This is a genomic window from Acetobacter vaccinii (assembly GCF_008365315.1).
Lineage (GTDB): Bacteria > Pseudomonadota > Alphaproteobacteria > Acetobacterales > Acetobacteraceae > Acetobacter > Acetobacter vaccinii.
On the sequence record NZ_CP043506.1, the window covers coordinates 1,801,720 to 1,823,621 of the forward strand.

Annotated in this window: 15 protein-coding genes and 1 tRNA gene; 13 read left to right on the forward strand and 3 right to left on the reverse strand. The window is 55.1% G+C overall.

Annotation, left to right across the window (positions count from 1 at the left end; genetic code table 11):
• Position 1 precedes the first annotated feature (1 nt).
• Positions 2-1,207: a pyridoxal phosphate-dependent aminotransferase gene (locus tag FLP30_RS08125; RefSeq protein ID WP_149279370.1), complete on the forward strand. Its 1,206-nt coding sequence runs from the start codon at positions 2-4 to the stop codon at positions 1,205-1,207.
• Between the two features lie 238 nt (positions 1,208-1,445).
• Here the strand turns inward: FLP30_RS08125 and FLP30_RS08130 are convergent, their stop codons facing one another.
• Positions 1,446-2,483 carry an ABC transporter substrate-binding protein gene (locus FLP30_RS08130; RefSeq protein ID WP_149279371.1) on the reverse strand — a complete coding sequence of 346 codons (1,038 nt, stop codon included), beginning with the start codon at positions 2,481-2,483 and terminating at the stop codon, positions 1,446-1,448.
• Between the two features lie 116 nt (positions 2,484-2,599).
• Between FLP30_RS08130 and FLP30_RS08135 the strand changes: the two genes are divergently transcribed.
• Positions 2,600-2,675, forward strand: a tRNA-Asn gene (locus tag FLP30_RS08135).
• Positions 2,676-3,002: 327 nt separating this feature from the next.
• Here the strand turns inward: FLP30_RS08135 and FLP30_RS08140 are convergent.
• Both FLP30_RS08140 and panC read right to left on the reverse strand, forming a co-directional pair.
• Positions 3,003-3,353 (reverse strand): RidA family protein, encoded by a 351-nt coding sequence (locus FLP30_RS08140; protein WP_149279372.1) that lies wholly within the window; start codon positions 3,351-3,353, stop codon positions 3,003-3,005.
• Between the two features lie 30 nt (positions 3,354-3,383).
• Positions 3,384-4,220, reverse strand: coding sequence for a pantoate--beta-alanine ligase (gene panC / locus FLP30_RS08145; protein WP_149279373.1), 837 nt, complete (start codon positions 4,218-4,220; stop codon positions 3,384-3,386).
• A 138-nt stretch (positions 4,221-4,358) separates the two neighbouring features.
• Between panC and dnaE the strand changes: the two genes are divergently transcribed.
• From dnaE to FLP30_RS08200, 11 genes are all read left to right on the forward strand, one after another.
• Positions 4,359-7,778, forward strand: coding sequence for a DNA polymerase III subunit alpha (gene dnaE / locus FLP30_RS08150; protein ID WP_149279374.1), 3,420 nt, complete (start codon positions 4,359-4,361; stop codon positions 7,776-7,778).
• A 3-nt stretch (positions 7,779-7,781) separates the two neighbouring features.
• The gene (locus FLP30_RS08155; protein WP_149279375.1) at positions 7,782-9,161 is read left to right on the forward strand and encodes an anthranilate synthase component I family protein; all 1,380 of its coding nucleotides are present in this window, start codon (positions 7,782-7,784) and stop codon (positions 9,159-9,161) included.
• Positions 9,148-9,960, forward strand: coding sequence for an aminotransferase class IV (locus FLP30_RS08160; protein ID WP_149279376.1), 813 nt, complete (start codon positions 9,148-9,150; stop codon positions 9,958-9,960). Before FLP30_RS08155 ends, FLP30_RS08160 begins: the two co-directional genes overlap by 14 nt.
• Positions 9,961-10,156: 196 nt before the next feature.
• A complete protein-coding gene (locus tag FLP30_RS08165; protein WP_149279377.1) occupies positions 10,157-11,257 on the forward strand; it encodes a Rieske 2Fe-2S domain-containing protein in 1,101 nt (366 codons plus the stop codon).
• A 209-nt stretch (positions 11,258-11,466) separates the two neighbouring features.
• Positions 11,467-12,249 carry a 30S ribosomal protein S2 gene (gene rpsB / locus FLP30_RS08170; RefSeq protein ID WP_149279378.1) on the forward strand — a complete coding sequence of 261 codons (783 nt, stop codon included), beginning with the start codon at positions 11,467-11,469 and terminating at the stop codon, positions 12,247-12,249.
• 76 nt (positions 12,250-12,325) lie between these two features.
• Positions 12,326-13,231, forward strand: a complete 906-nt coding sequence (tsf, locus tag FLP30_RS08175) for a translation elongation factor Ts (protein WP_149279379.1) — start codon at positions 12,326-12,328, stop codon at positions 13,229-13,231.
• Between the two features lie 32 nt (positions 13,232-13,263).
• On the forward strand, positions 13,264-14,043 hold the full coding sequence (recO, locus tag FLP30_RS08180; RefSeq protein WP_149279380.1) for a DNA repair protein RecO: 780 nt from the start codon (positions 13,264-13,266) through the stop codon (positions 14,041-14,043).
• A 73-nt stretch (positions 14,044-14,116) separates the two neighbouring features.
• A complete protein-coding gene (gene parC / locus FLP30_RS08185) occupies positions 14,117-16,324 on the forward strand; it encodes a DNA topoisomerase IV subunit A (protein WP_149279381.1) in 2,208 nt (735 codons plus the stop codon).
• Positions 16,325-16,630: 306 nt separating this feature from the next.
• On the forward strand, positions 16,631-17,410 hold the full coding sequence (locus FLP30_RS08190) for a 2OG-Fe(II) oxygenase (protein WP_210419263.1): 780 nt from the start codon (positions 16,631-16,633) through the stop codon (positions 17,408-17,410).
• A gap of 269 nt (positions 17,411-17,679) precedes the next feature.
• Complete coding sequence (locus FLP30_RS08195; protein ID WP_149279382.1) at positions 17,680-18,891, forward strand: hypothetical protein; 1,212 nt, start codon at positions 17,680-17,682, stop codon at positions 18,889-18,891.
• A gap of 2 nt (positions 18,892-18,893) precedes the next feature.
• Complete coding sequence (locus FLP30_RS08200) at positions 18,894-21,887, forward strand: hypothetical protein (RefSeq protein ID WP_149279383.1); 2,994 nt, start codon at positions 18,894-18,896, stop codon at positions 21,885-21,887.
• The last annotated feature ends 15 nt before the right edge of the window (positions 21,888-21,902 follow it).

Consider the following 21,902-nt stretch of genomic DNA (forward strand, 5'->3'; position numbering starts at 1 on the left):
TATGGCCCGTGTTTTCGCACAGCGTCTGAACGGGCTGCCTGCCCCAGCCACCATAGAAATGGCCCGCCGTGCCCGCGCATTGCGGGCCGAAGGGCGGGATGTCATCTTGCTGGCGTTGGGGGAGCCGGATTTTCCGACACCGCCTGCGGTGGTGCAGGCAGCCCATCAGGCCGCGTTGGACGGGCAGACCCGCTACCCGCCGGTTGATGGCACGCCTGCTCTTAAGGCGGCCATTGCCCGCAAGTTCCTGCGCGACAATGCGTTGGAGTATGCGGCTGACGAGATCATGGTCTCCAACGGCGGCAAGCAGGTTATTTTTAATGCCTTTATGGCAACGCTTGATCCGGGGGATGAGGTTGTTGTGCCGGCCCCTTATTGGGTCAGCTATCCGCTGATTGCGCGGATGTTCGGGGCTACCCCGGTTTTTGTGACCTGCCGCGAGGAGGATGGCTTTCGCCTGCGGGCAGACGCACTGGCCGCAGCCCTGACGCCACGGACACGCTGGGTCGTGCTCAATTTCCCCAATAATCCCACAGGAGCCGTGTGCCAGCAGGACGATCTGGAGGCCATTGCCAAAGTTCTGCGGGATTACCCTGATGTGTGGATACTGTCTGACGAAATTTACGAACATCTCGTTTTTGATGGTGTGCGTGCAGCCTCGATCGCAGCGGTGGCCCCGGACCTCAAGGCCCGTACGATCACGCTGAATGGTGTGTCCAAGGCCTATGCCATGACAGGCTGGCGTGTGGGCTTTGCCGGTGGTCCGGCAGATTTGTTGGCCGCCATGCGCGGCGTGCAGGGGAATGCTACATCGGGTGTCTGTTCCATTGCGCAGGCTGCGGCCGTTGCAGCGCTGGATGGGCCGACGGATCTGGTGCGGGAAATGGCGGCTGTGTACAGCAGGCGGCGCACTCTGGTGGTGGAAGCTCTGCGGGCTGTACCGGGGCTGACCTGTGCCATGCCTGAAGGGGCTTTTTATGCCTATCCGGGCGTTGCTGGCTGCCTTGGCCGCACAACGGCTGCCGGGCGTGTGCTGGAAACGGACTCTGACTTTGCCATAGCCTTGTTGGAGGAAGGGTTGGTTGCAACGGTGCCGGGGAGCGCCTTTGGGTTCTCGCCCTATCTGCGGCTTTCCTGCGCAACATCGGATGATGCTTTGCGTGAGGCCTGTGCACGTATTGCAGCATTTGTTGCTGGTTTACGCTAAGCTACTATTCCACTCTCTGCCCGTACGGGTGGGGAGTGGAAGCATAAGATGATGCAAGAGCTTTCAAAAAAACTGTAGTATTTGATACTCTTGCTAAAGAAGCCCGCTTGATTGAAAAAAGTTTTTGGGTGTCGCCTTTTTTCAAAAAGGCGACAGACTGCGGTGCTATCTGAAATAGTCTTACCACATATGATGAGACTTTACTGAGCCCCCCTTAACCTGCCGCTGATATACCGCCCTACTGGCGCAGGGGGTTGGCAGTGTACAGGCCAGAGAGCCGCGCGGTATCATCGTTTTCCGGTAAGAGGCCGATCAGTTGCAGTTCGTCACAATACTGCGCCACCTGGGTGCGGAGGGCCTTGCCGATAACGGGAATAATCGCAGGTTCGGCATGGAGCATCCGGCGGGCGCTGGCGACCGAGAGTTCGGAAATATTGTCGGCAATCATGGTGGCGACATCATCCCGATGGGTGTCAGCCCACAGGGCGGCATCCCGCAGGGCCAGCACAAGCGCTGTTGCAGCTTCGGGGTCCTGACCCAGAGCTTTAGTGGATGCCCCCAGTACAAGACTTGTGCGTTCCGCGTAATGCCCGGAGTTACTGCCAACAAGCTCGGAAAACAGGTCAGGTTTTTTCTGTAATAGCAGCCAGCCATAAGGGTCGCGGGTTATGATGGCATCAATACCGTCTTCATGCGCGGCGTCATCCATATCGGGAAAGGGGGGGAGTTCCACCCACTTGATGCGGTTGAGTGCATCCAGCCCTTTACGGCGCATCATAATGGCCAGAAACAGTTTCTCAACGGTGCTCTGTTCAGGGATGGCTACCGTCCGGCCCATAAGCTGGTCCAGCCGGGTAATACCGCTGGTACGGCGCACCAGAAGCCTGAAATTGCCCGGTTGCACCCCCATGATCAACTGGGCATTCAGCCCGGCATGGAGTGCCTGTATCCAGGCCAGTGCGGGGGCGACGGCGTAGTTTAGTTCCCCGATTTCCAAGGCGCGTAGAATATCCGGGCCACTGCGCGTGCTGTGTACGGGCTGGATATCCAGATTGTAGTGCGCGAAAAAATCTTTCTGCTGGGCTGCGGCAAATACAGGGGAATTGTCAGCCTCCAGCCAACCAACCCGTAACCTGCGATACGACCCATCAGGCTGGCGGCTGTGGTGGTGGTGCCAGGGGGCACCCAGCAAGGAAATGCCAGCACCGGCGGCAGCAAGGCCAGCGCCAGAAAGCAGGGCACGGCGGCGGAAACGGGAAGGAGCGGGGCCAGTCATAGGCCCTGTTTACTACGACTGACCCGGGGTGTCGTCTTGTTCAGTCATGGAAGTGAAAAAAATTCAAAAAGGGGGTTTACGACCACATTCAGGCCCGCTATACGATGCCTCGCTGGTCCCGAATAGCTCAGTTGGTAGAGCAAGCGACTGTTAATCGCTGGGTCGTAGGTTCGAGTCCTACTTCGGGAGCCAGCCTGTATTTCTCCTGAAAATATAAATCACCTTGTAAGATTAGTCTTTCCTCAGGCTATGCTTTGGCACTGTTGCTGTTTTGTGTGCAGTGGTGCAGGCACCCATAGTCTCTTTGGCGTTCAGAGCGTGGTTCTTGCCGGGTAGGATGGGTGTGTCAGCAGAAAGCTGATGGCGTTAAAAGCTGGCTTGGTAACGTGCCATGCCAGTGTGCCGTCTCTCTGCTGGGTGCCGCTGAGAGTTTGAAAAGCAGCCTGCGGAAAGCATTGATCTTGTGTTCTCAAAAGGCTGCGACCCCATGCAGGCTTTGCCGCATGGGGCTGGGGCAACTCAGGGCAGGGCGGCAATGCCTGTCAGTTCCACGCGCCAGTCAGGGTCAGCTAGACGGGCTTCCACCGTGGCGCGGGCAGGTTTGTTGGCGGTATCCAGCCAGGCGTCCCAAGCCCGGTTCATAGCCGCCATATCGTCCATATTTGCCAGAAAAATCTGGACGGAAATCAGGCGGCTTTTATCCGTGCCAGCTTCGGCCAGCAGGGCATCAACCTGTTGCAAAATATCGGCCATCTGCCCCTGGGCATCCAGGGTGGCATCATCTGCAACCTGCCCGGCCAGGTACACAAGGCCATTGTGAATGACTGCGCCGCTCAGGCGTTCTTCTGGGGCAAGGCGTGTCAGGCTCATGGGTTTTCCTTTGTGTCTATGGTGCGTTTGTCAGACGGGCATATTATCAATCAGGCGAATGTCACCCAGGCTTGCAGCGACAAACAGGCGGGTGCCGGGTGTGGCGGCCTGAGTGAGGTGTAAGTCGCTTTCCGCCCGGAGTTCCAGATAATGTACGGTAAACCCAGCCTGTTCCAGCGTGGCGCGGCACTGGGCCAGGGCGGGTGGTGCAGGCTGGTGGGCACGGAGAGCGCCCAGGCAGGCTGTAAGGGCCGCTGGCAATGTAGCAGCCTGGGTGCGCTGTTCTGTTGTGAGTCTGCGGTTGCGGGATGACAGGGCAAGCCCGTCAGCTTCACGCACGGTAGGTACGGGCAGGATTTCAACCGGCAGGTTCAGGTCTGCTGCAAGGCGGCGGATGATGCAGAGTTGCTGGTAGTCTTTTTCTCCAAACGCTGCGACATCGGCTCCTGTCTGGAGCAGCAGCTTTGTGACAATAGTTGCCACGCCATCAAAATGTCCGGGCCTGTCACCACCACACAGCATGCCATCCAACCCCGAGACCAAAACGCGGGTGGAAAATCCTTGCGGGTACATTTCATTTTCGTTCGGGGCGTAAAGCACATCCACCTTGCCTGTGTCGGCCAGCAGGGCGGCATCCTTGTCCACACCGCGTGGGTAGAGGCGAAAATCCTCGGCATTGTTGAACTGGATCGGGTTGACAAAAATGGTCACGATCCGGCGCGACACCTTGCCATCCAGCGCATTGACCAGGGTCAGGTGGCCATTGTGCAGGGCACCCATGGTGGGGACCACGCCAATGCGTTCGTTTTCTTTATGCCACTGCGTGACCAACTGGGCCAGTTCGGCTCTGGATGTGATGATGTGCATGTAACGCCCTGCCTGCGAGGAAAACAGAAAAGCGACCCTGGTCGCGTATCGGGCCGCAGCTTATCGCCGAAGCGTAGAGTGGGCCAGTGCGGCATGAAGCTGCTGCTGAGGGCATGAAAGCTGTGCTATGGGGGGGGCATGTCCCATGCCGATTTTGTCCACCTTCGTGTCCATTCCGCGTATTCCCTTAGCCAGGGGGCTATTCGCGTGCCAGATATTGCTGCCTTGGCGCGGGATATGCGTATGCCAGCCGTGGGTATTGCTGATTCCGGCAATCTGTTCGGCGCGCTTGAGTTCTCGCAGTACTGCGCCAAAAGCGGCATTCAGCCCATTATTGGCAGTCAGATAGGTCTGCCTGCGCGTAATGTCCGGCCAGGGGCTGCGGCGGAGCCTGTGGTACTGCTGGCGCAGGACGAGGTCGGGCTGGCCAATTTGCAGTTTCTGTCGTCCAGAGGGTTCCAGGATTCTGACCCGGCTGACCCGACCGTAAGTATGGAACTCCTGTGTGAAAAATCACAGGGGCTGATCCTGCTGACAGGTGGGTCACGCGGTCCGCTGTTCAACCTGTTGGCCGAAGGGCAGAAGGACGAGGCCGCCCGCTGGCTTGCCTGCCTGCACGAGGCCTTTGCTGACCGGTTGGTGGTGGAACTGCACCGTCATGGCCGGCCGTTGGAAAAGGCGGTGGAACCGGGTGTGCTGGCGCTGGCAGCCGACTTTGGACTGCCGCTGGTGGCCACCAATGAGTGCTTTTTCCCCAAGCCCGATATGTACGAGGCGCATGATGCGCTGGTCTGTATCGCTCAGGGGCGCACCATGGCGGAGCAGGACCGCTTTCGCGTAACGCCCGAACACTGGTTCAAGCCCCCTGAGGTCATGCGCGCGCTGTTTGCGGACCTGCCAGAAGCTTGCGACAATACGCTCGAAATTGCCCGTCGCTGCGCCATCAAGGTGGAAACGCGCAAGCCCCTGCTGCCTGTCTGCCCCAAGGTGCGTGAGGGCTCGACTGAGGATGAAACCCTGAGGGCCATGGCGCAGGAAGGGCTGGAACGCCGCCTGAACGGCATGAACGCTGATGAGGAAACCCGCAAGGCGTATGGGGAACGCCTGTCGTTTGAGCTCGATATTATCTCGCGCATGGGCTTCCCCGGCTACTTCATGATCGTTGCCGACTTTATCCAGTGGGCCAAGGCGCATGATATCCCGGTGGGGCCGGGGCGTGGGTCGGGGGCTGGGTCGCTGGCGGCATGGTCGCTGACCATTACTGACATTGATCCCATTCCGTTTAACCTGCTGTTCGAACGTTTTCTAAATCCCGAACGCGTGTCCATGCCTGACTTTGATATCGACTTCTGTCAGGACAGGCGTGACGAGGTTATTGCCTATGTCCGGGGGGAATACGGGGCTGACCGCGTAGCCCAGATCATCACCTTCGGAAAGTTGCAGGCGCGTGCAGCGGTCAGGGATGTCGGGCGTGTCTTGGGCCTGCCATATGGTATGGTCAACCGCGTGGCGGAGCTGATCCCCAACAACCCGGCCAAGCCAGTAACGTTGAAGGAAGCCATAGCGGGCGAACCTAAACTTCAGGAAATGCGTGATAGTGACGAGGCTTTGCGTCGGTTGCTTGAAATCGCACAGCAGCTTGAAGGACTGTTCCGGCACGCCAGTACCCATGCCGCCGGGGTGGTGATCGGGGACAGGCCGCTGGTGGAACTGGTCCCCCTCTACCGCGATCCTAAGAGCGATATGCTGGTCACCCAGTATAATATGAAGTTTGTGGAGCAGGCGGGGCTGGTCAAGTTCGACTTCCTGGGCCTGACAACCCTGACTATTCTGAAGCGAGGTGTTGATTTCATTCGCGGCATGGGCGCGGATGTCGATCTTGGTACTATCCCGCTGGATGATGCCGCCACTTACGAAATGCTGAGCCGGGGGGACACCGCAGGCGTGTTCCAGTTCGAAGGTGCAGGCATGCGTGATGTTCTCAAGCAGATGCGCCCGACGCGGCTGGAGGACCTGATTGCAGCTGTGGCTTTGTACCGTCCCGGTCCTATGGCCAATATTCCTGATTATTGCAGGCGTAAACATGGGGAAGTATGGGAACCCCCGCATGAGGAAATCCGCGATATTCTGGAAGAGACCTATGGCATCATGGTCTATCAGGAACAGGTTATGCAGATCGCCCAGAAAATGGCGGGCTACAGCCTGGGTGGCGCTGACCTGCTGCGGCGCGCCATGGGTAAGAAAATCCGTGAGGAAATGGACCATCAGCGCACGATCTTTACCGAAGGCGCGGTCAAGCGGGGCATAGACAGGGCCAAGGCGGTTGAGGTCTTTGACCTTATGGCAAAATTTGCTGACTACGGCTTTAACAAATCCCACGCGGCGGCTTATGCGCTGGTGTCGTACCAGACCGCGTGGATGAAGGCGAACCACCCCGTCGCCTTTCTGGCAGCCTGCATGTCGCTCGCGCGTGAAAAAACGGAAAAACTGGCAGCCCTGCGGCAGGAGGCGGAACGGATGGATATTGCCGTGCTGCCGCCTGACATTAACCGCTCTCAGGCTGATTTTGCGGTCGAAAAGCAGGATGATGGCCGTTACGCTATCCGCTACGCGCTGGCGGCGGTTAAAAAAGTCGGGTTTGGCGCTATGGAAGCCCTGGTGGCGCTGCGGGGCCGTAAACCGTTTGCGGGCTTGCTGGATTTTGCCAGCCGGATAGACCCCCGCCAGATCAACCGTATGCAGATGGAAAATCTGGCCAAAGCTGGGGCTTTTGACAGCCTTGTACCTGAACGCGCGCAGGTTTTCCGCTCGGCTGATGTCATGCTGCGGCGTGCGCACAGCCAGGCGCAGGAGGCTGCATCCGGGCAGATTGGTCTTTTTGGCGGCAATGGTGCGGTGGAGCCCCTGCGTCTGGACACGGGGCCAGATTGGCCGGAGTTTGAACGGCTTGCCATGGAGGCTGAGGCCATTGGCTTCCACATGACAGCCCACCCGCTGGATTCCTATGGGCCAGTGCTGCGCAGGCTGGGGGCCATGCGGTCGTCCCAACTGCTGACAGCGGCGGAGGCCGGGGTCGGGCGTGTGCGCATTGCAGGCTGTGTGGTGGACCGTAAGGAACGGCCAACCCGCACGGGGGGCAAAATGGCCTGGGTGCGCCTGTCTGACGCCTCGGGCGGGTGCGAAGTGACTGTGTTTTCCGAGGTTCTGTCCCGCACGCGGGAACATCTGGTGGCTGGTGTGGCTGTGCTGGTTACGGCGGAACTGAAGCTGGAGGGGGAAGCCATGCGCATTACCGCCAGCGATATCGTGACGTTGGAACAAGCTGCGGCACAGGGGCAAAGTGAACTGCGTGTCTGGCTGGAGCGGGAGGAGGCCTTGCCGCTCCTGTCCTCCATGCTGGGGGAGGTCAAAGGTGGGTCGGGGCGTGTTGTCCTGCTGCCCGGTGTTGCGGATAGCTGCGATGTGGAAATACGCCTGCGGGGCAGTTACCGTGTGACACCCGTATTGGGTCAGAAACTGCGGGCGGTGCCAGGGGTCTGCAAGGTGGAGCAGGTCTGAGCCGTGGCGTGGGTGCAGGAACTCCCCTGGCGTGATGTCGATGCGGTTTTGGCAGCATGGGGGGGCGCACCGTGGTGTGCGCTGCTGGATAGCGGCGGCCCGGTGGAGGAGCGGAGCCGCTGGCAGGTCTTCTGCCACAATCCCCGCCACACTGTTGTGTTGCAGCCGGATGGCGTGACGATTGATGGTATTGCCCAGCCGTGCAGTTCTGACGTGGATATCTTTGATGTCCTGAGAGCTGTTTTCCCAATTTCCGAGGCGCAGGAGACAACACACCTGCCCTTTTGCGGGGGGTGGATTGGCTTTGCCAGCTATGCCCTGGGCCTGATGCTGGAAGGTGTGGTGTCCCGCCATGGGGGTGACCCCACACCCCTGCTGGCCGCTGCTGCGTATGACCATGCTGTTGTGTGGGACAGGCAGGAAAAGCGTTGTTATGTCGCGGGCCTTTCCGATAGGGCCGGATTGCTTGCAGGGTTTCTGCAAGCCTGGGGAGCTCTTTCTCAAAACCCATTATATTTTCCCGTATGTCCCGTTCTGGACCTTGTGCCAGACCAGGCTCATCAGGCGTATTGTCAGGCGGTCAGCCGTGCGCGGGAGTATATTGCTGCGGGGGATATCTTTCAGGTCAATATCACGGGCCGTTTTGTTGCTCATGTGGGGGCGGAGGTCTCCTCCGTGTCGCTTTACAGGCAGTTACGGCAATCCGTGCCTGCACCGTTTGGGGCGTATCTGTCTTGCGGGGTGGGCTATGCCTTGCTGTCATCGTCCCCGGAACGGTTTTTGAGTGTCAGCCCGGCGGGAGAAATAGCATCTCGCCCCATCAAGGGCACAGCACCGCGCGGTGCTACGGAGGAAGAGGACCGCACGCTGGCCGAGGCGCTGGCTGTTGATGAAAAAGAATGTGCTGAAAACCTGATGATTGTGGACCTGATGCGCCACGACATCGGCCGCGTGGCCCGTACGGGCAGTGTGCATGTGCCAGATTTTTTGCGGGTCGAGCGGTTTTCGCACGTGCACCATCTGGTGTCTGAAATCCGGGGGCAGTTGTTGCCGGGGCATGATGTGTTTGACCTGCTGAGGGCGGCCCTGCCACCGGGGTCTGTTACTGGGGCGCCTAAACACAGGGCGCTTGAAATTATTGATGAGCTTGAGGCCTCAGCCCGTGGGGCGTATTGCGGCACGCTTTTTCGCATCGGGCATGATGGCAGTATGGACAGCTCCGTTATTATCCGCAGCTTTGCACGCGAGCAGGATCGTCTGAGTATTGGCGTGGGTGGTGGTATTACCATTCTATCCGAGCCACAAAAGGAATATGCGGAAATGCGGCTCAAACTCGCGCCATTTTCGGCCTTTGTACAGGGGGGCGGACATGCTCTGGATTAATGGGGCGCTGTGTCCGTTGGACGCGGCGCGCATCAGCCCGCTGGATAGAGGGTTCACGCTGGGCGATGGTCTGTTTGAAACCATACGGGTGCGAGCAGGGGAGCCTGTACATCTGCCCTCCCATCTGCACAGGCTGGCAGCCGGTGGGCAGGTTCTGGGTCTGGCTGTGCCGGGTGCGGATACGGTTCGTGCTGGCATTATGGCACTCCTGGCTGCGACATCTGTGCGGGATGGATCTGTCCGTCTGACAGTTGCCAGAGGGGAGGGGCCACGGGGTCTTCTGCCGCCGACAGAGACAGCACCAACATGCACCATGGTGGCAACGACAGGGCATTTTGGACGTTCCGATGTGCGCGCTCTGACCAGCAGGCTGATCCGTAGGGATGAGGCATCCCCCCTCTCACGCATCAAAAGCCTGAACTACCTTCCCGCCATTCTGGCCCGGCAGGAGGCTGCGCGGGCTGGGCTGGACGAGGCTGTGTTGCTGAATATCGCCGGACGTGTGGCGGAAACCACAATCAGCAACCTTGTGGTGGCGCATGACGGTCATGTGTTCACCCCCCCCGTCTCAGAGGGTGCGCTGCCCGGCACAGCCAGAGGGAGCCTGATAACCGCAGGTCTGGTGCAGGAAGCCCCGCTGACGTTGGAGCAACTCCGGTGCGCGCAGGGTGTCTGGCTGGTCAATAGTCTGTCCTTGCGGGTGTTGACGGAATTGGACGGGGCGGCAGTCGCCGTTGACAGGGAGCGGACCCAGAGGCTTGCGGTATTTTTGGACAGTGGTGGGCTGGCACCCTGCTGAGGGTGTGCGGCAAGGGGGCAGGCAGACAGGCAGGCCTACTTTACACTATAGAGTATGACCTACGACGCAGGCGGTCAGGCATGCAGCCAAGGGGCTTGCTCCCATAGGGGGCAAGGTTCAATCGTGCGGGCCGCCGTTTCAGGCCGGGACGCATGGGAAGGAATCGGCCTGCGGGATTCTGGAAAGAGGAGATATCATGCAGGCTGCTACACACGCGCGACAGACCGCGCAGGGCGCAACCGCACCCGGTTATGACCTTCGGCAGATCGATTGCGACCCCAATTTCTGGTATCCTGTCGCATGGTCGGCCAAGGTCCGCCCCGGCAAGGCTTTTGCCGCACGCTACGCAGGCCAGCCTATTGCCCTGATCCGCCCCGAGCATGGGCCTGTCTATGCGCTGGAAGACCGCTGCGCCCACCGGCAGGTGCCGCTGAGCAAAGGTGTGGTGGATGAGGCAGGCTGTATTAAGTGCTGTTATCATGGCTGGGCGTTTGACCGGCGTGGCCAGTGTGTGACGGTGCCGTATCTGAACCGTGAGGACGTGGGCCGCCCGGTGCGGGGTTATCCCTGTCGTGAGCGCGGTGGGCTTGTCTTTATTTTCCCCGGTGACCCAGCGTTGGCCGAGACGGTGCCGTTGCCAGATGTGGCGCAGGTTGGGAATCCGGAATTCAAAACCCGTCAGTTCAGCCCACGGCTGAAATGCCACTATACCTTCATGCATGAGAACCTGATGGACATGAACCATCAGTTCCTGCACCGCCGTCAGATGGGGTCTATTACGGCCCGTTTTCTCGGTCAGGACGCGGGTGAGAACTTTATGGAGGCCCGCTACAGCTTTGCCCGTAAAGGTGGCAACCAGCCTCTGGCCGAGGCGCTGATCTTCGGGCGGCACCATGATCTGGAAGGTCGGGAACAGCCGGTGGAAGAGGTTGTGTCCGTCCGCACCACCTATCCGTACCAGACCCTCAAAATCCATGACAAGGACGGTGATCTGGTGATGGACCTGTGGGCCTGTTACTTGCCACTGGGTGAAACCCAGCAGGTGACTCAGGCGTTTGGTCTGTTGTCGGTCAAAAAACCCAAATGGGCGTTCCTGCTGGACATGGCCTGGCCAGTCCTTGGTATTTTCACGCACAGGATCTTTGAAGAAGATCGTGAAATTGTGGAAATGGAGCAGAAAGCCTGGCGGGAACTGGGCGGGGACCACAATATCGAGGTCTTTCCTGTCGTGCGTAAACTGCGCACCCTGCTGGCCACTCATGGCGTGCCAAACCCGCACGCGACCCCGCAGGGCTGAGGGCAGGGGCAGGACTTGCCCCGGATAGAGCTGACGTTGCGCCGTTTTTGTCCTGTTTATGCTTGCCTGAACAGGCAAAAACGGCCATATACAGCCCCGCCCGGCGTTTGCCGGGACAACACACGCAGGGCCATGCCGCCTCTGGTGTCCGGCTGACAGGCCGGGCAGTGCCCTGCGGAGGATGTAACCAGAAAGGTAGGATTACGCCCATGGCGATGCCCGATTTCACACTGCGCCAGCTGCTTGAAGCCGGTGTCCACTTTGGTCACCACACACGCCGCTGGAACCCCCGTATGGCGCCGTACCTCTTCGGCGTTCGTAACCAGGTCCACATCATCGACCTGCAGCAGACTGTTGGCCTGCTGGACCGCGCCCTGCTTGCGATTCGCAACGGTGTGGCCGGTGGTGGCCGCGTGCTGTTCGTCGGCACCAAGCGCGCTGCACAGGAACCGATTGCTGAAGCAGCACGTCGTTGCGGCCAGTACTACGTCAACCACCGTTGGCTGGGCGGCATGCTGACCAACTGGAAGACCATCCAGGGGTCCATCAAGCGCCTGCGCCAGATTGACGAAACCATCGAAGGCGGCACCGCTGGCCTGACCAAGAAGGAAGTGCTGGAGCTGACGCGTGAGCGCGATAAGCTCGAACGCTCCCTCGGCGGTATCAAGGAAATGGGCGGTCTGCCCGACATCCTGTTCGTCATCGACACCAACAAGGAAAAGCTGGCCATTGAGGAAGCCAACAAGCTGGGTATCCCGGTTGTTGCTATCCTGGACAGCAACTCCGACCCGCGTGGCGTGACCTATCCGGTGCCGGGCAACGATGACGCCATCCGCGCCATTGGCCTGTATTGTGACCTGGTCTCCTCTTCCGTTCTGGACGGCATCTCCGCCGAGCTGGGCGCCGCTGGTGTTGATATCGGCGCTGGTGAAGAACTGCCGGTTGAGCCTGCGCTGGAAGCACCCGAAGCGGAAGCTCCGGTCGAAGGCTGAAGGCCTTCCCTGTAACAGCCTGCATGCGCGCCTCTTTTAAGGGGCGCGCTATTGGTTTTTTTAAGGAGTACGGATTATGGCGGAAATTACCGCTGCTCTGGTCAAGGATCTGCGCGAGAAAACCGGCGCGGGCATGATGGACTGCAAAAAGGCTCTGAACGAAGCCAACGGCGATATCGAAGGCGCCATTGACTGGCTGCGTACGAAGGGTCTTGCCGCTGCTGCCAAGAAGTCCGGCCGCGTTGCTGCCGAAGGCCTTGTGGCTGTGGCTTCCGACGAGCGTTCCGCCGCCATGGTGGAAGTCAACGCTGAAACCGACTTTGTTGCCCGTAACGAAGCATTCCAGGCTTTTGTGGAATCCGTTGCCAAGGTTGCACTCAAAGTTGGTGACGACCTTGAAGTGATCAAGAGCGCCATGCTCGACACCGGCCGTTCCGTTGCAGACGAGCTGACGCACCTGATCGCCACCATTGGCGAGAACATGTCCCTGCGTCGCGCCCGGGTGTTCACGGTGTCTTCTGGCGTTGTGGCAACCTATGTGCACGGCGCGCTGCGTCCGGGCCTGGGCAAGATCGGTGTTCTGGCTGCGATCGAAGCACCGTCCACTTCTGAAGCGATCGAGCAGCTCGGCCGCCAGATTGGCATGCACGTTGCAGCAACCCGCCCGTCTTCCCTCAACGTTGACAGCCTGGACCCCGGCGCTATCGAGCGTGAACGCGCTGTGCTGGTTGAGCAGTCCCGTGCTTCCGGCAAGCCGGAGGCCATCATCGAAAAGATGGTGGAAGGCCGTATCCGCAAGTTCTACGAAGAAGTGGTGCTGCTGGAGCAGGTGTGGGTGCATGACGGTGAAACCCGGGTGAAGGACGTTGTCAAAAAAGCTGGCGTGACGCTGGCTGGCTTTGACCGCTTCCAGCTTGGTGAAGGCATTGAAAAGGCTGTGGACGATTTCGCAGCTGAAGTCGCCAAGGTTTCTGGCGTCTGATTTCTGGCTCCAAGCCTGATACGCAGGGCGGGATGCTTCCTGAAAGGGAGGCTCCCGCCCTTGTTGTTTCTGCCAGCCCGTTGGGTGAGGTCGCGGCCCGCGTACATGTGCTGACAGAGGCACAGGGTCTGGTACGAGGGGTTGCCCCCGCAGGCACCAGCCGTGCTGGCCGCGCCCTGTGGCAACCCGGTAATGTTGTCAAAACAGACATGCGCCAGCGGGGGGAGGGCAGTATGCCCAGCCTGTCGGGGGAGGTGCTCTACGCCTGTGCCGCCCGCTTGCTGGAGGCTCCTTTGGCATTGGCGCTATTGCAGTCGGCCTGCGCCCTGCTGGATACAAGCCTGCCTGAGCGAGAGGCATGCCCCTTCCTGTTTGGGGAAACCCTGCGGCTCCTGACTTTTCTTGGCTATGATGCTGATGTGGCGGAGCGCACAGGGGTGCCCCTGTATATCCGCTGGGAGCAGGTTCTGCTGCAAACTCTGGGGTTTGGGCTGGACTTGTCGCGTTGTGCGGCGACAGGGGCGCAGACTGGCCTGGCCTATGTTTCCCCCCGCACGGGGCGGGCAGTTAGTCAGGACGGTGCAGGCCCATGGCGGGACAGACTGTTGCCGCTGCCCGCCTTTTTATTGTCGGAGCAGGATGACGGCTGCCTATCGGATTGGCACGCAGGGCTTGGACTCAACGGGTATTTTCTAGAGCGTGATGTCTATGGTCAGCGGCATCGCCCCATGCCCGCAGCCCGCCAACGTCTGGCTGCCCGGATTGCCGCCCAAGTGGAGCGTGCAGGCACAGAGGATGCGCCTGCGCGCTGAGGCTGGCGCAAACCCGCAGGCCAGAGTATGAATGGGCGCGGAACAGACCGGAAACACTCTCCCGGAGCAGGACATGAACGAAACAGTCGCAGGCCATATTGAGGAGACAAAACTGGCGGACGCCCTGAGCGAACGCTATCTGGCCTATGCTTTGTCCACTATCATGTCGCGCTCGTTGCCCGATGTGCGTGATGGGCTTAAGCCTGTGCATCGGCGGCTGGTTTACGCCATGCACCAGTTACGGCTGGACCCGGCCTCGGGTTTCAAGAAATGCGCCCGCGTGGTGGGTGATGTTATCGGTAAATTCCACCCGCATGGGGATGCTTCGGTTTATGAGGCACTGGTGCGGCTTGCTCAGGATTTTGCTGCCCGCTATCCGCTGGTGGAAGGGCAGGGCAACTTTGGGTCTATCGACGGGGATAACCCTGCCGCCATGCGGTATACGGAAGCCCGGCTGACAGCCGTTGCCGTTGCCCTGCTGGACGGTATTGAGGACGATGCCGTCGATTTCCGCCCGACCTACGATGGGGAGGAGCAGGAGCCTCTGGTGCTGCCAGCCGCTTTCCCCAACCTGCTGGCCAATGGGGCAGCGGGGATTGCGGTGGGTATGGCCACAAGCATTCCGCCCCATAATGCTGCCGAGGTCTGTGCTGCGGCCTCCTTGTTGGTGCGTGACCCGCAGGCTGATACGCGTGCATTGCTTGAAGTCATGCGTGGGCCGGATTTTCCGACCGGCGGGCTGATTATGGAAGATGCCCAGGCCATTCTTCAGGCTTATGAAACCGGGCGCGGCAGCTTTCGTATGCGGGCGCGTTGGGCGGTCGAGCAGGGACGTTTTGGCACGTGGCAGATTGTCGTGTCGGAAATTCCCTACCAGGTGCAGAAATCACGGCTGATTGAACAGATTGCTGATCTGCTGGAGCAGAAAAAGCTGCCTCTGCTGGGGGATGTGCGCGACGAAAGCACGGATGAAATCCGCCTTGTGCTGGAGCCCAAGTCCCGCGGGGTAGAGCCCGAAGTGCTGATGGAAACGCTTTTCCGTGCCACCACGCTGGAAAGTCGTTTTGCCCTGAACATGAATGTGCTGGGGGCTGATCGTTCTCCTTCCGTCATGGGGCTGCGGCAGGTGTTGCGCGCCTGGCTGGACCACAGGCACGAGGTGCTGGAACGGCGTAGCCGCCACCGCCTGCTGGCGGTTGAGCGCAGGCTGGAAATTCTGGCAGGCTTCCTGAGTGTTTATCTCAATCTGGACGAGGTCATTCGCATTATCCGCGAAGAGGATGATGCCAAGGCAGCACTGCGGAGCACCTTTACCCTGACGGATTTGCAGGCGGAATCCGTGCTGAATATGCGCCTGCGTAGCCTGCGGCGGCTGGAAGAAATGGAAATCCGCCGCGAGCACGATGCCCTGTCGGCGGAAAAGGCCAGCCTGCAAGCCCTGCTGGGGGACGAGAGTGTGCGCTGGGCGCGGATCGGTAGCGAGTTGGAGGAAATGGCGCGGGTTTTTGCCAAAGGCCCCACAGGCCCACGGCGCAGCACCATTCTGTCGGCCCCTCGTGCGGTTGATATTTCGGTTGCGGAAACGGTCGAGCGTGAGCCTTTGACCATGATCCTGTCGCAGAAAGGCTGGGTTCGGGCCGTCAAAGGGCACTCGGTGGATCTGGATAACCAGAAGTTCAAGGAAGGGGATGCTCTCAGGCTGGCTCTGCCGTGCTTCAGTTCTGACAGGCTCTGCTTTTTTGCGACTGATGGGCGGGCCTTTACAGTCAAAGGGGCAGACCTGCCGCGTGGTCGGGGTGACGGCCAGCCTGTGCGCCTGATGATTGATCTGTCGAATGATGAAGAACTGATTTCCATTTTCGTGCTGACGGAAGGCGGGCGTCGCCTTGTGGCCTCCAGCGCGGGGCGTGGCATGGTGGTGGAAGATGATGCCCTGGTGGCGGAAAAGCGGTCTGGCCGACAGGTGCTGAACCTGAAAGAGGGGGAATACAGCAAGCTGTGTATTCCCGCGCAGGGTGATACCGTGGCTGTGCTGGGTGATAACCGGCGCCTGCTGGTGTTTCCGCTGGAACAGCTACCCGTTATGGCGCGGGGGCTGGGCGTTGCCTTGCAGAAATATACCGACGGCGGGTTGCGGCAGGCCGTGGTGTTTGAGGCGGCACAAGGTCTCTATTGGCCCGGCAGTGTGCGACCCCGAGCCATGGATGATTTGCAGGACTGGCAGGGTAAGCGTGCGGCGGTTGGTAAGCCTGCGCCTGCGTGGGCCACCAAGAAGGCATGATCAAGTTGGTCTCAAAAGGCAGTAAATCTTGTTGTTTATGTTTTGTATGATGTAGATGTACGTATATTTCCTTAATTAGTCTGGGTGTAAGATGTTATGTTGGGCTGAATTATTTTATATTTTATTTGAAAATTGGATTGTAACTATATGGTGAATTTATTTTTAATCTAAATATATTTGTAAATTTTAAAAATACATTGATGAATAGAAAAATTTTATCTTGATGCACTTGCGGCGGGCGTGTGAATTGACAGACTTTCAGGAAAATTCTATTTTTTAAGAAAATTTTCCAAAAGGTATGGGCTAGTGGATATTATCAATAAAGACAATTTAATTCATGCTTTGAATTCTTTCCAAGAAGGAAAGCCATTTCACCATTGTGTGGTGGATAACTTCTTTAAAGAAGATGTGGCAAGTCAACTCAGTGATGAGTTTATTGAATACGAATCTGAGAAGTGGTTTTTCTATAGTAATCCACTTGAAGATAAAAAGGCATTGAATGACTGGAATGTATTTCCCCAGAAAACCTATGCTGCATTTAGTTATCTCAACTCTAGGCCTTTCATTGATGTTCTTCAGAAATATGTTGGTGTAGATTTATTTGCTGATAATGGATTGCATGGAGGTGGATGGCATATTCATGGTCGCGGAGGTAATCTTAATCCACATCTTGATTACTCTATACACCCTAAATTATTGCTACAGCGTAAAGTTAATATAATAATTTATTTGTCTCAGGACCTTAAGGAAGCTGATGGCGGACACTTAGGGTTGTGGAACAGTAATAGTGAAGGTACAAAGCCGACAACTTTAGAAAAAGAAATTAGTCCTAAATTTAATCGAGCTGTTATTTTTGATACAACACAGAATTCTTGGCATGGAATGAGTAGAACTCTGTCAGAGACTTGCAATGTGTTTCGGAAAAGTATGGCTATATATTATCTCTGTGAAGTAAAGGAAAGTGCTTCTCCTCGACAGAGGGCATTGTTTGCTCCGCGCGAGAATCAGGTCGGCAATAAAGAAATTGAAGATATCATTAAATTACGTTCAGATGTTAAGAAATCGCATTCTGTTTACAAAGTATAAGAAGCAATTTAAATTTTAAAAGTAGAATTATTGGATTTTACGTGAGCGTTCTATAAATTTTTATAGAACGCTTTTTATTTTCTTAGGGTAGATTTGTGTGGATTTTAAAATATTTTTGATTATGTATTCGCAATTTTTTGACACGTTTTCAAAAATAGCTTGGCATGTATTTTCTATCAGAATAACTACTATTTTTTAGTCTGTGCTTGTCAGAATATTAGACATAAATTATAGTACAATAAACGTATTTATACAAGGTCTGATGAGTAATGAGCAACGCCTGTTCTCCGCACCCCATGGTTGATCTGGAGTGGATACGATTAGCCTCAGGTAACCCCTCTCTGAGTGTTAGGGAGTGTCTAGAGAAGCAAGATACCGTGGGTCCTAATATTCTTTTTGATGTTGAATATTATCGCCAGAAGTACGGGCATGATATCCCTCGGCATATGTCTGCGCTAGAGCATTTTTGCCGCCAAGATGAGACCTCTCTGCGTAATCCGAATGCATTGTTTTCAACGCAGCAGTGGCTGGAGGTTTTTCGGGGTATTTCACCTAATGCAGGGCCGTGGCGCGAAGAGTTAGTGCGTGCATTGGGGCAGGAAGCAATTTTTTGCCGTAATGAATACCTGCGGGATCAGAATGACGAAATTATTTTTAGTGATACATTTGTTGGTAAAGCACCATCACAGACTGACGATATTTGTTTGTTTGTTCATTATGACAGGCATGATGAAATTCAACCTTATGTAGTTGATTATCTGCAGGCATTGAAGGATTGCGGTGTTGTTACAATATTCCTAAGTAACACAGAAAAATTTTCACAAAAAGAAATTAATAAAATTAGGAATATTGTGTGGCGTGTTGTCTGTGCAGATAATAGAGGTCGTGATTGGTCACTCTTCCTACAAGGTATGAAATTGCTGGAAGGTCAGTACGAGCGTAATCCCATTCTGATCGCCAATGATAGTGTGACATATGTTGGTGAAGGTCTTGAGGAAATGATGGTGCAGTGTAGGATGCATCCTGAGCGAATAACTGGGGCTATCGGTGCGAATCAACATGGTTGGCATATGCAGTCATTTTTTCTCTATTGTGGCAGACAAGTTGTTATATCAGAAGCTTGGTTGAATTTTTGGAAAAAATTTCGCTCGCATCATAATAAATGGTTTGTGATTAATGCGAATGAATTTGGATTTTCCAGATGGATGCTTGAACATAAAATTCCTATGCATGCGTTGTGGAATTATGATGATATTATTAGTGGAGAGAATAGGAATAGAGCCAATAAATGGCGTGAGGCAGTTTTTTCTCGAGAAATACTGACAAATCCTACGCATGAGTTGTGGGATATACTTTTGGAACATAAGTATCCATTTATAAAAAATTCCATTTTCAAAGAAGCGATTATTGGCGAAAATCTGGATCATATGTGCAATATTATTAGTAGATTGGGTAATAAAAAAGTGCGGGATACTGTTTGATTATGACGAAAGAGCAGAAACATATCATGAAAAAAGCACATAAAATTTTACGTTTTTTTGGTGCTTTTTCTCCAAAGCAAGTGCTGGATAATGCACTTAATGATCCGGATAGTTCCTTGCATGAAGAAAATTGCTTTGATGCAGTATGGTACGCGGAAACTTATGGTTCTCATTTTCCGAGTAAGGAGCTTGCGCTACAGCACTACAAAACAACAGGATGGAAAGAAGGTTTTAACCCGACCCCTCTGTTCGATGTTGTTTGGTATTTAAAACGTTATACTGATGTGGCTGAATCGGGATCAGAGCCATATAAGCACTTTCTGGAATATGGTCTTGAAGAAGGGCGTAGTCCTACACCATTGTTTGATGCTGAGTGGTATTTGAATACGTATCCAGACGTGCGGGCAGCAGGGCATAATCCATATAATCATTTTATGGAGTATGGTTGGCGGGAAGGTCGTAGTCCTGGACCTGATTTTGATACTCAATGGTATCTTGCAGAATACCCTGATGTTGCCCAAGGGGAGGTAAACCCGTATCGGCATTATTTGGAATATGGTCTTAAGGAAGGGCGCCTACCTAGCAAGCCTCGGCCTGATTTGAAGAAGGATAAGATTTCAGTCGATGCGCTGGAATGGTTCGATGCAGAATGGTATGCCGAACAATACCCAGAGGTGTGGGACAGTGAACTGACCCCTTATGAGCACTTTACAACCATAGGGTGGCATGCAGGTTATAATCCGCATCCCTTGTTTGATACCCGGTGGTATCTTGAGCATGTGGGTAATCCAGAGAATAAAAACCCCATAGACCTGCTGGTTGCCCAGACAGTTACCGAGCATGAAAAAGGTGCTCGCAATGCCAATTTCGACTGGCCATTGGCACAGAAGAAATATGGCGGGGCTTCTGGCCTGCTGCCAGTAGCGTATTCTCCGCCGGACCGGGTGTATTTTGACAGTGATTCAGAAGCCGAGTTTGAAAAAAAGCTTCAGGCTGCTGATATTGTTTCGTTCGATATTTTTGATACAGCGCTTTTCCGTAATGTAGAGCTGCCCATTTCCGTGTTTGAAATTTGGGACAACAGGTTTGCATCCCGCTTTCCAGACCTGCAGCATCGGTTGTGTGACATACGCTTCTGTGCCGAGCGCGAGGCGCGGGAAATACAGTATGCGAAGAACAAAACCTATGAGATCATGATTGATGATATCTTTGATGTCATCAAGGAAGAACTGGGCATTGATGACGTAGCCAAAGATATGCTCATGCGCGGTGAAATGCAGGTGGAGCGTGAAGTGCTGCGCGCAAACCCGCAGGTGCTGTCATGGAGCAGAAAAGCTGAGGCCGCAGGCAAAAAAGTCATTTTTGTTAGCGACATGTACCTGCCTGCCGATTTCCTGCGCAGTGTTCTGGAGGCACAGGGCTATTACAAGCCGGAAGTGTATGTGTCGGGTGAACACCTGTCCAGCAAAGGCGATAAAAAGCTTTTTGGTATTGTTGAAAATAAAATCCAGACACCGGGGACACGTATTCTCCACATTGGGGATAATTTTGTTTCTGACAAAAAGCACCCTGAAGAATGTGGCTGGTCGGCAGTGCATTATAAAAAGGAAAGTCACTACCTGCCATTTGCCCGTCAGTTGGTTAAAAACCCGCTGACCCATGCCGCCAATCTGACAACATCCATTGCATTGGGTTTGTCACATACCCATCGGGCAAAAATTTCAAGCTCGACGATGGAGTGGAAGCAGAAACTGGCCCAAAATATTGGGTATGAACTGCTGGGGCCAATAGTCCTTGGTTTTACAGGTTGGGTTATTGACCAGGCCAAGAAAACATCTTCTGACAAGGTGATGTTTCTGGCGCGTGACGGTTTGCTGCCTTTTGAGGTATTCAAACGTATTGCAAAAGAGAGAGAGCTGGAAACAGATGCATGTTATGTAGCTGCATCGCGCCGTCTTTTGTACAATACGCAGTTTTCCACCAGAGAAGATGTTGAGAAATTTGTAAAAGCTGGCAATTTTATTATTGGCACAACTTTAGCTGTCTATATGGATATGTTTAATCTTCGTGAAGAAGATTATATGCCTGTTGCCAGAGAGTATGGTTTTACATCTTCTCAAGATACCATTTTTGATGGCAGCAACTATGGGCCAAATTATCACGTAGGGCTCGAAAAACTTATTAAGATCATGGATATTTTGACTGATAAAGTTATAGAGGAATCTCAAAAAAACAGAAAAACTCTTGTTGATTACTATAAAAAGGAAGTCGGTGACGTTGATTGTGGAAACATTTCCATTATCGACCTGGGGTGGGGTGGTACGCTGGTTACTCCTCTTTCTGATTTGTTGAAATCTTGTAACAATAAATTAAAATTCTCTGCGTTTTTCTTTGGCCTTACTGCACATGCCAATATTGTTATGCCGGACACGCTTCCCACAAAAGGGTACTTTTTTGATCGTGACCCATGGACTGGTGTGCGCGTACCTCTAGATGTGCCGGGAGCAAAAGAAAAAATAAGAATTATCGAAGCATCACCGTCATTGTTGGAAATTCTGATAAGTGCCAACCATACAACAGTTATTAAAATAGAAGAAAATGAAGGTGGATTTTCGAAAGTTTACGCGCAGGATACATATTCCGTCGAGCAGCGGGAATTTCTGGCCGAAGCTCACAAAGCCTGCATGGAGTTTGTCGAAGATGCATTGGCACTGTTGCCCGATGATATAGGGACATGGAATTTTAATGACGTCATAACGCATGGCTGGAACAGACTTTTGTCCAGTCCCAGTGAAGATGAAGCCCAACTTTTGGGGGCGTTCCCTCACAGGGTTGAAGCAAGCGGCTTGGGTGCAGATACCACTCTGGTTTTGCCGGTGAAGAATTCTGCAGATGTGGATGTTATGTGGGATGAATATATATATGGTGCATGGCCCGCAGGGTGGTTTGCCTGCCTGAATGACAGGGCGCGGGCAAGTTTGCTGACAAAAGTATAAAAAGCGAGGGGGCTA

Excerpts from the sequence above, each read along its gene's own strand:
- FLP30_RS08125 (WP_149279370.1), top strand. The coding sequence starts at position 2 with ATGGCCCGTGTTTTCGCACAGCGTCTGAACGGGCTGCCTGCCCCAGCC.
- FLP30_RS08130 (WP_149279371.1), bottom strand. The coding sequence starts at position 2,483 with ATGACTGGCCCCGCTCCTTCCCGTTTCCGCCGCCGTGCCCTGCTTTCT.
- FLP30_RS08140 (WP_149279372.1), bottom strand. The coding sequence starts at position 3,353 with ATGAGCCTGACACGCCTTGCCCCAGAAGAACGCCTGAGCGGCGCAGTC.
- panC (WP_149279373.1), bottom strand. The coding sequence starts at position 4,220 with ATGCACATCATCACATCCAGAGCCGAACTGGCCCAGTTGGTCACGCAG.
- dnaE (WP_149279374.1), top strand. The coding sequence starts at position 4,359 with ATGTCCCATGCCGATTTTGTCCACCTTCGTGTCCATTCCGCGTATTCC.
- FLP30_RS08160 (WP_149279376.1), top strand. The coding sequence starts at position 9,148 with ATGCTCTGGATTAATGGGGCGCTGTGTCCGTTGGACGCGGCGCGCATC.
- FLP30_RS08165 (WP_149279377.1), top strand. The coding sequence starts at position 10,157 with ATGCAGGCTGCTACACACGCGCGACAGACCGCGCAGGGCGCAACCGCA.
- rpsB (WP_149279378.1), top strand. The coding sequence starts at position 11,467 with ATGGCGATGCCCGATTTCACACTGCGCCAGCTGCTTGAAGCCGGTGTC.
- tsf (WP_149279379.1), top strand. The coding sequence starts at position 12,326 with ATGGCGGAAATTACCGCTGCTCTGGTCAAGGATCTGCGCGAGAAAACC.
- recO (WP_149279380.1), top strand. The coding sequence starts at position 13,264 with ATGCTTCCTGAAAGGGAGGCTCCCGCCCTTGTTGTTTCTGCCAGCCCG.
- parC (WP_149279381.1), top strand. The coding sequence starts at position 14,117 with ATGAACGAAACAGTCGCAGGCCATATTGAGGAGACAAAACTGGCGGAC.
- FLP30_RS08195 (WP_149279382.1), top strand. The coding sequence starts at position 17,680 with ATGAGCAACGCCTGTTCTCCGCACCCCATGGTTGATCTGGAGTGGATA.
- FLP30_RS08200 (WP_149279383.1), top strand. The coding sequence starts at position 18,894 with ATGACGAAAGAGCAGAAACATATCATGAAAAAAGCACATAAAATTTTA.